Here is a 14074-nt window from a genome sequence, read left to right as displayed (position 1 = left end):
TGTGGAGCTAAGGGGAATCGAACCCCTGACCTACTCGATGCGAACGAGTCGCGCTACCAACTGCGCCATAGCCCCTGATACCGGTAGCACAGGCTACCAGCCGCGGCCCGCGGGTCGAAACCGCGAGGCTATTGGCCCGCGGCGCGCGGCAGATCGAAGTGGCGGGCGAACGGCGCGTAGTCCAAGTGCTCGAAGATCGGATCCTCGTCGTCGATCTCCAGGACCACCGAACCGGGCCGCCGCAGCCGCGACGGCACCACGTCGAACTCCCTGTCGTCGGTGTTCTCCACCCCGAGCCGCGACCGGGCGAGGCGCTGCGCCCGACGGCGCCGCAACCGCTCCTCGATACGGGTCTGGCGCCGCAGGTAGGCCAGGTACAACAGCGTCATCGCGCTGACCGCGGCACTCACCCACCACATGACCGGGCTTACCGTGTACGCGGTGACGACCGAGGCGATCACCATCAGCGCCATGACCGTCAACATGCGCTTGCGGAACTTGTACTTGCGGGCGCTGACCGCCGCGCCGGTCTTCGTCTCGTAGCGGCGCCTACGGGCCGCGCTCAGCGAGTCGGCGAGCTCCAGGTCGGTCTCCGACGGCGTCTCCAGCCCGGACGAATCGGCCACGTACTCGTATTCGTCGTCTGATTCAGACTCGGTCTCGGCCTCCGGTTCGGCGGCTTCCTCAGCGACAGGCTCCGCGTCGCCTTCCTCACTGAAATCGAGTGCCAGCTCATCGGTTTCGGCGCGGGCGGACTCACCGACGGGTAACGCGCCAGAAGGTTCCTCGACCACGTCCACGTCGAGGTAATCCGGATCGCCGTTCTGTTCGACGTCGACGGCCGCGACCCGCACGACCGACCGGCGCGCGGGTTCCGCTTCCTCGGCAGGGTCATCGTCGAGATCGTCGTCGAGATCGTCGTCGAGGTCTTCGTCGGACGGCCGCCAGTCGGGGTCGCTCGCGTGGCCGGCCGCCGGCGCCCTACGCCGCAGCAGTCGCGCTCTGCCGTCGTTGAGAACCCGCGTCGCCAATGCGACGTCGCTGGTGCGCCGGACCGCGTCGCGCTTGCTGATCAGCATCGGTACGAGCACGAACAGCCACAACACGACGAGAGAGATCCACAGGAGGGATTGGGGGATGCTTGGCATGTCGCCTGCTCCTTTCCCCGATAAGGCTAGGTCTGTGACCTGCGCATCCGTGGACGGCGCGCCGAGACAATTACACACCTGTAATTCGTTGCTGACAAGCACCAACAGTCACATGTGTCACTTTTGTAACAGTTAGATCTCGCGGCGAGCGGACAGAAAGGGATCCGACACGCCGGAGAAGTGGGGCACTTGGTGTCTGCTCGCGCAGGGCTGGGTCAGGACCAGCTGGCGTGGCCCGCCCGCACCAGGGCTGACGCCGCCGACCCGTTGAGCTCCTCGATCGTGATGGCCACCAGCAGATGGTCGCGCCACGCGCCATCCACCTCGAGGTAGCGCCGCAGCAAGCCCTCCTCGCGGAAACCGACCTTTGCCAGGACGGCCCGACTCGCGGCGTTTTCCGGACGCACCGTCGCCTCGACCCGATGCAGCCGTACCGCGCTGAAGCAGTGGTCCACTCCCAACGCCAACGCGGCCGTCGCGACACCTCCACCCGTCGCGGACGTCGTCACCCAGTACCCGATCCACGCCGACCGCAGCGCCCCGTGTGTGACGTTCCCGATCGTCAGCTGACCGACGAACTGCCCGTCGAGTTCGATCACATAGGGCAGCATCCGCCCCTTACGCGCCTCCGACCGCAGCCCCGAGCACACCGACGGCCACGCCGTAATGGCATGGCGCGCTTCCCAATCCATACCATTGGACGGCTCCCACGGTTCCAGGTGAGCCCGATCCGCCAACCTGATGCGGCTCCACTGGGCGCCGTCGCGCAGCCGCACCGGACGCAGCTTCACCACGCCGGCAGGTACCCTCAGCGCACCGGCCGGCGCGGGCCATCCCGGATGCATCGAAGTGGATCGCCACAGGTTCATGACGGTATGCCCGGCGTCGATCAGCCGCGCTGAGCCAGGAACGCCACGTCGACGATCTCGCCCGTGCGGATCTGTTCGGCTTCGCTCGGAACCACCACCAAGCAGTTTGCCTCGGCCAGTGTGGCGAGCAGATGCGACGGCGCGCCCGGTGCACCGCCGAGCGCCTGCACCAGGTATTCGCCGGTGTCCTGGTCGCGCATCAGCTGCCCGCGCAGGAAGCCCTTGCGGCCGGCCACCGAGGTGATCGGTGAGAGGGTGCGCGCCTGCACGATCCTTCGATGAGCCTGCCGCTTACCCAAGGACAGCCGGATCAGCGGGCGGACCATCACCTCGAAGACCACCAGCGCGCTCACCGGATTGGCGGGCAGTAGGAAAACCGGAACCCCGTCGCGTCCCAGCTGTCCGAACCCCTGCACCGAGCCCGGATGCATCGCGATGCGCGCCACTTCCATTTCGCCGAGCTTCGAAAGCACCGCCCTTACACCCTCGGCCGCCGCGCCGCCGACCGCACCCGCGATCACCACCACCTCGGCGCGGTTGAGCTGACCCTCGACGACGTCGCGCAATGTCTTGGGATCCGTGTCCACGATGCCGACCCGGTTCACCTCCGCGCCAGCGTCACGACCCGCCGCGGCCAGCGCATAGGAGTTGACGTCGTAGACCTGCCCGTTGCCCGGTGTGCGGGAGATGTCGACGAGTTCGCCTCCCACGCTCAGCACGGACAGTCGCGGCTTCGGGTGGACGAGCACGCGCTCCCGGCCGACCGCCGCCAGCAGTCCGACCTGGGCGGGCCCGATGATCGCTCCCGCCCGGACCGCCACGTCACCGGGTTGGACATCGTCGCCGGTCCTTCGGACATAGGCGCCGGAGCGCACCCCGCGCAGCACCTTGACCCGTGAATCGCCGCCGTCGGTCCACCGCAGCGGAAGCACCGCATCGGCGAGCGTCGGCATCGGCGCACCCGTCTGGACCCGCGCGGCCTGGCGCGGCTGCAACCGGCTGGGGGTGCGGGCACCGGCCTCGATGGAGCCGATCACCGGCAGGCTCACCTCACCGTTCGACTCGCCGTCGTCGGAGTCGTCGTCACCGGTTCCCACGCCGAGCACGTCGACGCTGCGCACCGCGTAACCGTCGATGGCGGCCTGATCGAATCCCGGCAGCGGGCGTTCGGTGACCACCTCTTCGGCGCACATGAGGCCCTGCGCCTCGGCGATCGCCACCCGGACCGGTCTTGGGGCCACCGCGGCAGCCGCTACCCGAGCCTGCTGCTCCTCCACCGACCGCACAACACGCCTTTCTAGGTGTCGGGGCGATCGTTGCGTGTCAGCAATCGACCAGCCCTAAGCGCTCCACCAACCACCGCCGCAACTCGGGCCCGTAGTCGTCGCGCTCCAACGCAAAGTCAACCGCAGCCTTGAGGTACCCGCCGGGATTTCCGAGGTCGTGTCGAGCACCGCGATGCACGACGACATGGACCGGATGGCCCTCGTTGATCAGGAGCGCGATCGCGTCGGTCAGCTGGATCTCACCGCCTGCACCTCGTGGAACCCGCTTGAGCGCATCGAAGATCGCGCGGTCGAGCACGTAGCGGCCCGCCGCGGCGTAGGGCGACGGCGCGTCCTCGGCCTTCGGCTTCTCGTACATGCCCTTGACCCGCATCACGTTCGGATTGTTGGTGTCGGCGACGGGTTCGACGTCGAATACGCCGTAGGCGCTGATCTCCTCGGGCGGCACCTCGAAGGCGCACAGCACCGAACCTCCGCGCTTGGCACGGACTTTCGACATCGTCTCCAGCACGCCGGTCGGCAGCACGAGGTCGTCGGGCAACAGGACCGCGATCGCATCGTCCTCGGGTGTCAGGACGCTTTCGACGCAGCCGACCGCGTGGCCGAGGCCAAGCGGCTGGGCCTGGACCACCGACTCGACCTTGATGAGCTCGGCAGCCCGGCGCACCTTCTCCAGCATCACGTGCTTGCCGCGCGCTTTCAGCGTGCCCTCGAGGACGAGGTCCTCGACGAAGTGTGCGACCACGCTGTCCTTGCCCTCGGACGTCACGATGACGAGCCGTTCGGCGCCCGCCTCGGCTGCCTCCGCGGCCACCAGTTCGATGCCCGGTGTATCCACGACGGGCAGCAGTTCTTTCGGGACCGTCTTCGTGGCGGGCAGGAATCGCGTTCCCAGACCTGCCGCAGGAACGACAGCGGTACGCGGAATTGGTACCTCAGGCCGTGTCATCGTTCACACATTAGTGTCCCTGTGGCGGCGCAATGTCCCGAGGCCCCGGTGTTTGGAGGCGGTGTAGTGCAGCGATCGAAGGCCGAACTGCGGGCGGCGATCCTGACTGCTCGTCGCGCGTTGACACCGCGCGAGCACGACGCCGAGGCGCAGGCGCTCATCGGTCACGTCGCGGTGTTGGCCATCGATGGCGAAACCGTCTGTGCCTATGTGCCGGTGGGTTCCGAGCCCGGCTCCCCCGATTTGATCGATGCACTCCATCGGCGTGGGGGCCGGGTGCTGTTGCCCGTGGCCCGCAGCGACGACGCGGGTAACCCGCAGCCGATGCAGTGGGGCGAGTACCGCCCCGGCGAACTCGTCGACGCGCCTTACGGGCTACGCGAGCCCGCGCCGCCGTGGCTGGGCGCCGACGCGGTGGCCGAGGCCTCGGTGATCCTCGTGCCCGCCCTCGCGGTCGACCGCGCCGGTGTCCGGCTGGGCCGCGGCGCGGGTTTCTACGATCGGTCCCTTGCGTTGGCGGATGCGGCGGCTCGGTTGGTCGCGCTCGTGCGCGACGACGAACTCGTCGATCACCTGCCCGCCGAACCGCACGATGTGCCCGTGACCCACGCGCTGACCCCGCACGGCGGACTCGTGAGACTCCGCTAGTCGCCCCCGCCTGCCTGCTCAGGATCCTTCACCGGTGTCGGCCGTTTCCGCCCGAGCTTGTCCGGCAGTTCAGCCACTCTCTCCCATGGAACGAACGCGAGATACAGCACGAACATCGCCAGGCTGTGGAAGCCGACGCTGATGGTGGTCATCATCGCCAGGTGTAACGCCACGCCTATGGCCAAGACCCACGGCCGGCACCGCCGGTTCCAGACCAGAACGGCGATCGCCAGCTCGATGACAATCGTGCCCCAGGTGGCGACATTGGACAGTAATGCGTTGCCCGTCAACCACTCCGGCGCCGTGTGCAGCGGCCACGCTCGCCAGGCATACGAGGCCGCCGAGCCGTCCAGCCATGCTTCGCCGGCCAGCTTCGCCTGCACGTTCACCAGGTAGATCAGCGACAGCTGAACCTGCAGCAGCCGCAGGACCCACGGCGCGCGGGTCTGGGCCGACCAGAACGAGCCGGTCCGCCGACGCTGGTCGAGCGAGAGCGCCGCCCCGCAGGAGGACAGCGCCAAGAACATGGCCTCGATGCTCATCAACGCATCGCCGCCGTTGAAGACCCAACGGTCGCGCTGGACGAACGACTGGATCAGGACGAACACGATGATCGCCGCGAGCCTGCTGTGCCATCCGACGGTCAGTGCAATCGCCGCGAGCAACAGCACGGCCCAACCGATCAAGAGTGCTCGGTCGCTGCTGAAGAATTCGAATAGGCCCCACTGGTAGGCCCAATGCGTGGGCTCCGGCGCGACGCCGTCCTCGCCGAACAGGTTGTAGAGGTCAGGCAGCAGCGCCAATGCCCAACCGACCGTCAACGCACCGAACACCATCCTGACGAGGCCCAGCGTGTGAGCGGGTTGCGGTGCGAACCAGAACGCACGCCAAGCGGCGATGACCGCTGCGATCCCCGATCGCTGCGGGCTGGTCGAATCCGTCATTGTTGTCCTGTGAGGTCTTCGGAGTAGAGGACCTTCATGGCGGTCGCTCCTCGAATGTTCTCGCCGGGCGGGGGCAGGTTCTGGACGCGAAGCACCATGGCGACTTGGACGGGTCGCTCGGACGGTCCGGCGACCTCATGGGCGGCCCAGCGCGCGATGCCGGGTCGTATCTCCGGTCTGGTCACCGCAAAATTCATCAGTCTCAGCCAGCGGACATAGGCGAATCCGCCGATCGCACGGTCGCGATCAGGCATGGTCCACCCGCGGATCGTGCCGTCGTCCATCAACACCTGAACCTCGACCGTCTCCGTCCGCTTGGGAACGTCCGGCGCGAACAGCGCGTACTGCTGGTTGATATAGGTCGCGGTCGCAGCCGGACCGACCACCGGATCGAGAGTCCGCTTGATCGGCGATTCGGGCAGGTTGAAGGCCACGCCGACACCGATGATCGCGATTACGAGGGCGCTGATCACGACCTGGCCGACAGGAGAGGCCTCGAACCGCTCTTGCAGTGACGAAAACTGGGCGAAACGCCGGCGGAGGCCGCCCCCCTGCCCGTCTCGATCAGTCATCATCACCGCCATTCCTGAGCCCCGAAAAATTCCACAAACCATAACTCAGCGGGGCATTGACCGAGGCCCCGAGAGCGCCGACGAGGACGGGGGCGGACAGGTGCGGTGGGCGGGAATGACCGAGCCCACATAGCGGTTCTAGCACTTGAGCCGGTAGAGTGCTAAGAAGTTTGACGACCTCGGAGGTTTTCGTGCCCACGTATTCGTATGCATGCACCGAATGCGGCGATCGGTTCGATCAGGTGCAGGCGTTCAGTGACGACGCGCTGACGACCTGCCTCAAGTGCAATGGTCGCCTACGTAAGCTGTTCGGCAATGTTGGAGTGGTCTTCAAGGGCAGCGGCTTCTACCGCAACGACAGCCGTGAGGCCGGTAAGAGTTCGGCATCGACGTCTAACGGCTCCTCGAACGGCAGCAGCTCGGAGTCCTCGTCCTCGTCGTCCGATAAGGCGGCCGCGAGTTCCAGCTCCTCGAACTCGTCCAGCGATTCGAGCTCGAGCTCCACGAGTTCGGCGCCCGCCGCTGCGGCGTCGAGCTAGTTATCCACAGGCGCGGCGTCAGCTCGCGCCACCTCCCTCGCCGGCTGCCTAGTTTGGCGATATGGGGGAATCGCTCGATCCGTCGGTTTTGGCCCGGATCGTTGACCTACGCCCGGACTGGTCCCGCACCGTCGCGGCCCGACGGGTCGCGGCAGGCGCTCTCGTCATCCTCGCCGCCGTGGCGGCGCTTCGGCCCGACCCCGCGCATGACCGAACGTACATCGTCGTCGCCGCCCGGGATCTGGCACCGGGCGTCGAACTGGGGGTCGACGATGTGCGGCTCGAAACCCGTTTGGCGACAACGATTCCCGACGGTTCACAGACGGAACTCGCGGCGGTGGTCGGCGCGACGCTGGCAGGGCCGGCCCGCCGCGGCGAAGCGCTCACCGATGTCCGCCTGCTGAGTCCTCGACTCGCCGATTCCACCGTGGGCCCCGACGCCCGCATCGTCCCGCTGCATCTTGAAGACACGGCCCTGCTCGACCTGATCCGCCCCGGCGACGTCGTCGACGTGCTTGGCGCGGGAGCCGATGTGGCGCCACAGGTCATGGCGACCGATGCGGTGGTGGTGTTGGTGTCACAGAAACCGGTAGGTGCGGGCAGCCGAGGTGACCGGGTGGTGCTGGTCGCCCTGCCCGCTCACGCAGCCAACAAGGTCGCGGGCGCGGCGCTGGTGCAGACCGTCACGCTGACCTTCCACTGAAAAAGGTCAGGGCTGCGGCGGGGGCAGCGGCGTGGTAGTCGGAGCCGCAGGTGAACCGTGTTCGATCACATCGAGAACCATGTCGGCCAGTTCGTCGGTGGTCGATCCGGGTCCCGGCGGCGGAGGAACCGGCTGCGCGTTGGCCGCACCCGCGGTGACCGCCGAGAGGCCGGTCAGCATTGCCGTCACCACCGCGAACAGCCTCCGCATCGCAAACCCTTTCCGCCGCCCGAATCGACCTGGATTCTGCACGCAAGCTAACACCGGACTCGACGTGCCGCACGGTCGACCGGACTAACGTCGATAGTTGTCAGATTGCCGGACGGATAGGGAGGGATTTACGCGCATGTTGAAGGGTTTCAAGGAGTTTCTCGCCCGGGGAAACATCGTCGACCTATCGGTCGCGGTGGTCATCGGTACCGCGTTCACGGCTCTGGTCACCAAGTTCACCGACAGCATCATCCAACCGCTCATCAACCGGATCGGCGCGGGCGGCGAATCGGACTACGGCATCCTGCGCATCAGCATCGGGGGCGGCCAGACCATCGACCTGAACGTCTTGCTCTCGGCGGCCATCAATTTCATCCTCGTCGCCGCCGTCGTCTACTTCCTGGTCGTGGTGCCGTACAACAGGCTCCGCAAGAAGGGCGAAGTCGAACAGGCCCAGGACACCGAACTGACGCTGCTCACCGAGATCCGCAACATCCTGGCCGAAACGCCGGGCCGTGGCACCGACACGGCGAAAATCACAAGCAACGACCCAAACTGAGCGACATACGAAAGCAGCCCCCGGAAAAATCCGGGGGCTGCTTTGTTGCTCTCGGGAGAGTGCTAGTTCATGTTCCACGGCTCGCCGTAGGTGGTGACGCTGTCACCGGCCGACGAGATGAGCCGAGCGAACGGACGCAGGAGCACACCACCGGCAGCACCGGTCACCGTGCCGTGCGCGTTCGAGACGGCCACACCACCTTGCGGGCCTGCGACGTCCACCGAGAACGTGGCGACTTCCTGGATGCCGGGGCCGTTTCCGAGGTCGGCGCTGATCGACACACCGGGGAACAGGTTCGGCGTGATGACCGAGCCCAGCGGGGCGAAGCCCGAACCGATCGTCCCGCTAGCACCCGGAAGGATACCGAGGTCCGGGAAGATCGACGCGTCGTCGAGCAGGATGTTGGGGGTGGTGTAGCTGAAGTTGATGCCCACACCCAGCGACCAGGGGAAGCCGATCTGGTAGCCGAGCTCCAGGGTGCCCTCGAACTCATCGGCGCCGGGGCCGGCCACGATGTACTTGGCGCGGCCACTGTGGAACCACTCACGGGTCAGCCGGTTGCGGTCCAGCGGGAACACACCGTTGAGGAAGGTGTCCCACTGCTGAATGGTCAGCGTCCGGTCTTGACCGTCAATGAGACTCAGCTCGTTGTCCAGTCCAGCGTGAGAGGTGCCAGTGCTCACGAACAGAGATGCGATGGCCGCTACCACCGCAATCAGCACCCGACTGAATACCTTCATGATCTCCCTAGCGATGTCGACAGCTACCCGACCGGGCTCACTGTGTTCTGTTGTTGTTCGTGCCTGGCACACGCGGTCAACGAGTCGAAAGACAGAGACTCCATGAGAGGGAAATGAGAGGTCTCACATGCAGCTCTTAGGTCTTACTCATCGTTGACACGAGGAACATAACGGTCGGGCACCAACCCGGCAACGCGAGAATCGCGATTGGCCTGACGGGTGTTACCAAAAACACCACTCTGCCCACTTGCGTCACGCGCGCAACGCACTCACCGGCCCGCTTAGCGGCGGTATTCGACGGCCGATTCCGGCTTTGCCGTCCAGGAAACGAAGCTGCGCGGCTGGCGAGGGCCGCTCAGGTTGACCCGTAGGGAGAAACCGCAGCTCACTGATGGTGTGGCGGCGTATTTTCACGCAGCCAACGGTCGTGCGCAGAGTCCTCGGAGGCGGCGTTTTCGCGATCGTCAATACTCTTCGGAGCTAGCTCGTCTCCGAAGATTTTGCTCACCGCATCGCGCGAGCGATCGGACCGGTCTGGCATCGCCTTCCTCACATTGTGACGAAGGTCACACTACTCAGCCTACCCTCAGCTCTGTTTCAGATCTCGAGACTGGAGAGCTGACCGATGATCTGAATGGCCAGCGGGCTAAGGGTCGCCATGCCGTCGCGCACCGCCGCGCGGGAGCCGGCGAGGTTGACGACCAGGGTGCTGCCTGAGATCCCGGCGAGGCCGCGCGATACACCCGCATCAGCGATGCCCGCCGACAAACCCGACGCGCGCAGGGCCTCGGCGATACCGAGCAGCTCACGATCGAGCAGGTCGACGGTGGCCTCCGGCGTGACATCACGCGGGGTCACGCCTGTGCCGCCGACCGAGACGACCAGGTCGACGCCGCCGATCACCGCCGTGTTCAGCGCGTTGCGGATCTCGACCTCATCAGCCGAGACGACGACCACGCCGTCCACCACGAATCCTGCCTCGCCGAGCAGTTCGGTCACCAGCGGACCGCTGTGGTCCTCCTCGTCACCGTGTGCGGTGCGGTCGTCGACAACAACGACCAGTGCGCGGCCCACCAACTCCCCTGGCTGTTCCATGACGCCAACCGTATATCCAGGCAGAGACAACGGCGCGGCCACTCTCAGGGTGGCAGGCCCGGAACTCGCCGGGGGCGTCACTGCTGGGCCTTTCCGAGGGTGACCTCCACGGTCTGCGACTTACCCGACTGATCCACATAGGTCAGCGTGAGCTTGTCCCCGGGTGCTCGGGAACGGACCGCCGCGACCAGGGCGTCGGCACTGTTGATCACGCGGTCGTCGACCTTTGTCACCACGACGCCGCTGGGCAGGCCCGCGGCCGCAGCCGCACCGCCGCTGGTGACCTCGACGATTCGCGCGCCGTCGGTGCTCGCGTCGTTACCGACCTGGACGCCGAGCGAGGCATGCGAGGCGGTGCCGTTGTTGATCAGCTCGTCCGCGATGCGTTTGGCCTGGTCGACGGGGATGGCGAAGCCCAGGCCGATCGAGCCGCCCTGCGCCTCCCCTGCGGCGTCACCGCCCAGCGTGGCGATGGCCGAGTTGATGCCGACCAGCTCGCCGTTCATGTTGACCAGCGCTCCGCCGGAGTTACCGGGGTTGATGGCGGCGTCGGTCTGGATGGCGTCCAGCACGGTGTTCTGGTTGCGGATGTCGCCGCCCGCGGCGACCGGCCGGTTGAGCGCACTGATGATGCCGGTGGTCACGGTCCCCTCCAGGCCCAGCGGCGACCCGATGGCGACGACGTCCTGACCCACCCGCAGGTTGGCCGAAGATCCGATCGTGATCGGGGTCAGACCCGTCACCCCTTTGGCGCGCACCACCGCTATGTCACTGCTGGGGTCGGTGCCGACCACGGTGAACGGTGCGCTGCGCCCGTCGGCGAAGGTGACCTTGGTCTTGGCGCCCGCACCGCCCGGTGCGACGGGCCCTCCGGGTCCACCCGGCCCTGCAGGCCCATCCTGAGCGGCCGTGACGACGTGGTTGTTAGTGAGGATGAGACCGTCCGACGACAGGATGACCCCGGAGCCCTCCTCCGACTGCCTGCCGAGGTCCACCTCGAGCTTGACGACGCTGGGCACGACCTTCGCCGCGACCTGCTCCACCGAACCGGCGGGCAGGCTGGCGACAGGTACCCCGGGCGCCGCACCGTTGAGAGTCGACGTGGCCGACGGCTGGTCGGGCTGCGCGAGCATTGCAACGCCCCCACCGATACCTGCGGAAACGATGGCGATGGCGAGTGCGCCTACAATCAAACCACCTGTGCGAGAACGCTTTTGAGGCGGCATCGGAATCTGGGGGTAGGTCCCCGTCGCAGCGGACGGGGCGCCGCGGTAGGGGTCGTAGGGAGCGCGGAAGCTCTGCTGCGGCTGCTGCTGGGTCTGATACCGCCAGTCATAGGGCTGCGTGTACGGGTCGGGCCGCTGCGCACCTGGATACCCGTGTGGGGTGTGCTCGGGAACGCCGGGCCGACGACCCGGGGGCGGTGGCGGCGAATACCTCGGGTGGTTGGTCATCTCGCTGCGGTGTTCTTCCTGTTGTGGTCCGGCAAATAGAACAACGGCGTTCGCACCGTCAAAGTTGCCTAAGCGGGCTGAGAATCCACTTAGAGAACTTTCGGGACACGCACAGACTTGCTTCCCCAGCGCTCCCTGGCTAATCATTGTCGGCGCTGACCACGGGCAAGTCCACGCCCGTGCCCGCGTGTCGGTCCGTGTCGCCGGACAACGGTCTACCGGGGAGCACCATGTGGATCGCGGTGCCCGGCGGCTGTGCGCCCGGGTCGGCGTACTCCACGCGTAACGCGCCGCCGTGTTTGAGCACAACCTGTTTCACGATGGCCAGGCCAAGCCCCGAGCCCGGCATCGACCGCGCGGATTCCGAGCGGAAGAAGCGCTCGAACACGAATCGCCGTTCCTCGGGCGGGATACCCGGACCCTGATCAGTCACGACAAGCTCGGCGTGGCCGGGGTCGATCTGTTCCAATCGAACGCCGACCCGTCCGCCCGGCGGGCTCCACTTGGCAGCGTTGTCCAGCACGTTGAGGACCGCACGGCCCAGTCCGCTGCTGTCGCCGTAGACCTGCCATGGCACCACGGATACATCGAATTCAATGTCGTTGCGGCGGCGGCGAACTCGTTCCAGCGAACGGTCGACGATCTCGGTCATGTCGACGGGTTCATGGATGACCACACCGGCTTCGTCGCGGGTCAGATCGACCAGATCGCCGACGAGGGTGGACAGTTCTTCGATCTGGGCGATGACATCCGCGCGCAGACCCGCCATCTCATCCTCGGGCAGTCGGGGAGCGCCGGGGGCCATCGATGCCATCAGCAGCTCGACGTTGGTGCGCAAGGACGTCAGCGGCGTGCGCAGTTCGTGGCCGGCGTCGGTCACGAGTCGTGCTTGACGCTCGCGCGATTCGGCGAGCGCCCGCAGCATCATGTTGAAAGCCTCAGTGAGACGGGCGAGTTCGTCGCTGCCATAGACAGGGATCGGCCGCAGATCGTCGGTGCGGGCGACCCGCTCCGCGGCTTCGGTGAGTCGCGCCACCGGTCGAAGCCCCGCCCGGGCGACAGCGCCGCCCGCCATCGCGGCCACCACCACACCGACCCCGCCGACGATTAGCAACACCGTCCCGAGCCGTTTCAGCAACTGATCGGTCGGCACCAGGCTCTTGGAGATCAGCAACGAACTTCCGTTGGACAGGTGCAGCGCCAGTACCCGCTGCTGGTTGACCGACCGCTTCGACATCCACAGGTCGCCGCGGATGACGGCCTTCTCGGGATCGCCGAGCGGCAGGGTCTGGCCCTCCTGGTTGGCGGTGAAGATCGAGCGTCCCGGATTCACCAGCATCGCGTTGACATCGGAGTAGGCGGTGCCCTCGATCGCCTTCCCGGGGTCGCTGGTCAGCGAGCCGCTCTCGATCAGCAGCCTGGCCCTGCTGTGCAGCTGGTTGTCCATGTCGTCGTAGAGCGCGCGGGAGACGACGGCGTACACGGCGACGGCCATCAGGACCACGACCATCGCCACCATCGACATCGCGAGCAGCATCACTCGCCAGCGAAGCGATAGTGAACTCGCCGGCTGCGCCGAGGGCCGGGGCTCGGGCGAGTACTTCGGTGCCGACATCAGGGTGGGGTCTCGCGCAGCACATAACCCACCCCGCGCACGGTGTGGATCAGCCGCGGCTCTCCTTCCGCCTCCGTCTTGCGGCGCAGATACCCGACATAGACCTCGAGGGCGTTACCCGACGTGGGGAAGTCGAAGCCCCACACCTCCTCGAGGATGCGGCTGCGGGTGAGCACCCGCCGCGGGTTCGCGATCAGCATCTCGAGAAGTGCGAACTCGGTACGGGTCAGACTGATCGACCGTTGCCCACGGGTCACCTCGCGGGTCACCGGATCGAGGGACAGATCCGAGAAGGTCATCGCGGGCGACTCCGCGCCGTCGTCCGGCGAGGTGCGCCGCAGCAGCGCGCGCATCCGGGCGAGCAGCTCCTCGAGCGCGAACGGCTTCGGCAGATAGTCGTCGGCACCCGCATCGAGCCCGGCGACACGTTCGGACACCGAGTCGCGCGCGGTCAGCACGAGTATGGGCAGATCGTCGCCGGTGCTGCGGAGCTGACGGCAGACCTCGAGGCCATCCAGCCGCGGCATCATCACATCGAGAACCAGGGCATCGGGGCGATTGCTGGCGATCAGTTCGAGGGCTTCGAGTCCGTCCTGCGCCAACTCGACCGAGTACCCGTTGAACGACAGCGACCGACGCAGCGATTCGCGCACAGCGCGGTCATCGTCGACGACAAGTATGCGCACAGCCACAGTGTCAACCCACTATCTGAGAGTGACCTGAGAGGCGCGCCGATGCGGGGG

General features: G+C 66.7%; 16 protein-coding genes and 1 tRNA gene. 4 read left to right on the top strand and 13 right to left on the bottom strand.

Going from position 1 to position 14074, the window contains the following annotated elements; translation table 11 throughout:
- Window positions 1–2 precede the first annotated feature (2 nt).
- From G6N43_RS08175 to G6N43_RS30405, 5 genes are all read right to left on the bottom strand, one after another.
- Window positions 3–75: transfer RNA gene (locus tag G6N43_RS08175), tRNA-Ala, on the bottom strand.
- 53 nt (window positions 76–128) lie between these two features.
- Complete coding sequence (gene sepX, locus G6N43_RS08170; protein ID WP_083148998.1) at window positions 129–1148, bottom strand: divisome protein SepX/GlpR; 1020 nt, start codon at window positions 1146–1148, stop codon at window positions 129–131.
- A 215-nt stretch (window positions 1149–1363) separates the two neighbouring features.
- A complete protein-coding gene (locus G6N43_RS08165; protein WP_083148999.1) occupies window positions 1364–2017 on the bottom strand; it encodes a GNAT family N-acetyltransferase in 654 nt (217 codons plus the stop codon).
- Between the two features lie 20 nt (window positions 2018–2037).
- Complete coding sequence (gene glp / locus G6N43_RS08160; RefSeq protein WP_083149000.1) at window positions 2038–3303, bottom strand: molybdotransferase-like divisome protein Glp; 1266 nt, start codon at window positions 3301–3303, stop codon at window positions 2038–2040.
- 37 nt (window positions 3304–3340) lie between these two features.
- Complete coding sequence (locus G6N43_RS30405; RefSeq protein ID WP_165761839.1) at window positions 3341–4252, bottom strand: UTP--glucose-1-phosphate uridylyltransferase; 912 nt, start codon at window positions 4250–4252, stop codon at window positions 3341–3343.
- 66 nt (window positions 4253–4318) lie between these two features.
- Here G6N43_RS30405 and G6N43_RS30400 point away from each other — a divergent pair, with 66 nt between their 5' ends.
- Window positions 4319–4900 carry a 5-formyltetrahydrofolate cyclo-ligase gene (locus tag G6N43_RS30400; RefSeq protein WP_165761840.1) on the top strand — a complete coding sequence of 194 codons (582 nt, stop codon included), beginning with the start codon at window positions 4319–4321 and terminating at the stop codon, window positions 4898–4900.
- Here the strand turns inward: G6N43_RS30400 and G6N43_RS08150 are convergent.
- Both G6N43_RS08150 and G6N43_RS08145 read right to left on the bottom strand, forming a co-directional pair.
- Complete coding sequence (locus tag G6N43_RS08150; RefSeq protein WP_083149001.1) at window positions 4897–5844, bottom strand: HTTM domain-containing protein; 948 nt, start codon at window positions 5842–5844, stop codon at window positions 4897–4899. The genes G6N43_RS30400 and G6N43_RS08150 overlap by 4 nt on opposite strands.
- On the bottom strand, window positions 5841–6416 hold the full coding sequence (locus G6N43_RS08145; RefSeq protein WP_133056521.1) for a hypothetical protein: 576 nt from the start codon (window positions 6414–6416) through the stop codon (window positions 5841–5843). Before G6N43_RS08145 ends, G6N43_RS08150 begins: the two co-directional genes overlap by 4 nt.
- 191 nt (window positions 6417–6607) lie before the next feature.
- Here G6N43_RS08145 and G6N43_RS08140 point away from each other — a divergent pair, with 191 nt between their 5' ends.
- Window positions 6608–6955 (top strand): FmdB family zinc ribbon protein, encoded by a 348-nt coding sequence (locus tag G6N43_RS08140; RefSeq protein WP_083149003.1) that lies wholly within the window; start codon window positions 6608–6610, stop codon window positions 6953–6955.
- 61 nt (window positions 6956–7016) lie between these two features.
- Entirely contained in the window at window positions 7017–7658 is a 642-nt protein-coding gene (locus tag G6N43_RS08135; RefSeq protein WP_083149004.1) for an SAF domain-containing protein, read from the top strand.
- Window positions 7659–7664: 6 nt separating this feature from the next.
- On the opposite strand, the gene G6N43_RS08130 is transcribed toward G6N43_RS08135, so the two are convergent.
- Window positions 7665–7868 carry a hypothetical protein gene (locus tag G6N43_RS08130; RefSeq protein ID WP_083149005.1) on the bottom strand — a complete coding sequence of 68 codons (204 nt, stop codon included), beginning with the start codon at window positions 7866–7868 and terminating at the stop codon, window positions 7665–7667.
- A 136-nt stretch (window positions 7869–8004) separates the two neighbouring features.
- Here G6N43_RS08130 and mscL point away from each other — a divergent pair, with 136 nt between their 5' ends.
- Window positions 8005–8427, top strand: a complete 423-nt coding sequence (mscL, locus tag G6N43_RS08125; RefSeq protein ID WP_083149006.1) for a large-conductance mechanosensitive channel protein MscL — start codon at window positions 8005–8007, stop codon at window positions 8425–8427.
- Between the two features lie 62 nt (window positions 8428–8489).
- Here the strand turns inward: mscL and G6N43_RS08120 are convergent, their stop codons facing one another.
- From G6N43_RS08120 to G6N43_RS08100, 5 genes are all read right to left on the bottom strand, one after another.
- Entirely contained in the window at window positions 8490–9167 is a 678-nt protein-coding gene (locus tag G6N43_RS08120; protein ID WP_083149007.1) for a porin MspA, read from the bottom strand.
- A gap of 597 nt (window positions 9168–9764) precedes the next feature.
- Window positions 9765–10310, bottom strand: coding sequence for a MogA/MoaB family molybdenum cofactor biosynthesis protein (locus tag G6N43_RS08115; protein WP_179968024.1), 546 nt, complete (start codon window positions 10308–10310; stop codon window positions 9765–9767).
- 29 nt (window positions 10311–10339) lie between these two features.
- Window positions 10340–11716, bottom strand: coding sequence for a S1C family serine protease (locus G6N43_RS08110; protein WP_083149009.1), 1377 nt, complete (start codon window positions 11714–11716; stop codon window positions 10340–10342).
- Window positions 11717–11855: 139 nt separating this feature from the next.
- Window positions 11856–13331 carry a HAMP domain-containing sensor histidine kinase gene (locus G6N43_RS08105; RefSeq protein WP_083149010.1) on the bottom strand — a complete coding sequence of 492 codons (1476 nt, stop codon included), beginning with the start codon at window positions 13329–13331 and terminating at the stop codon, window positions 11856–11858.
- Window positions 13331–14017 (bottom strand): response regulator transcription factor, encoded by a 687-nt coding sequence (locus G6N43_RS08100; protein ID WP_083149203.1) that lies wholly within the window; start codon window positions 14015–14017, stop codon window positions 13331–13333. The genes G6N43_RS08105 and G6N43_RS08100 overlap by 1 nt, the downstream gene beginning before the upstream one ends.
- Window positions 14018–14074: the final 57 nt, after the last annotated feature.

This window comes from Mycolicibacterium moriokaense (assembly GCF_010726085.1).
Classification (GTDB): domain Bacteria; phylum Actinomycetota; class Actinomycetes; order Mycobacteriales; family Mycobacteriaceae; genus Mycobacterium; species Mycobacterium moriokaense.
Note: the sequence above shows the minus strand (reverse complement) of the source record. Positions and strands in the feature narration are given on the sequence as shown.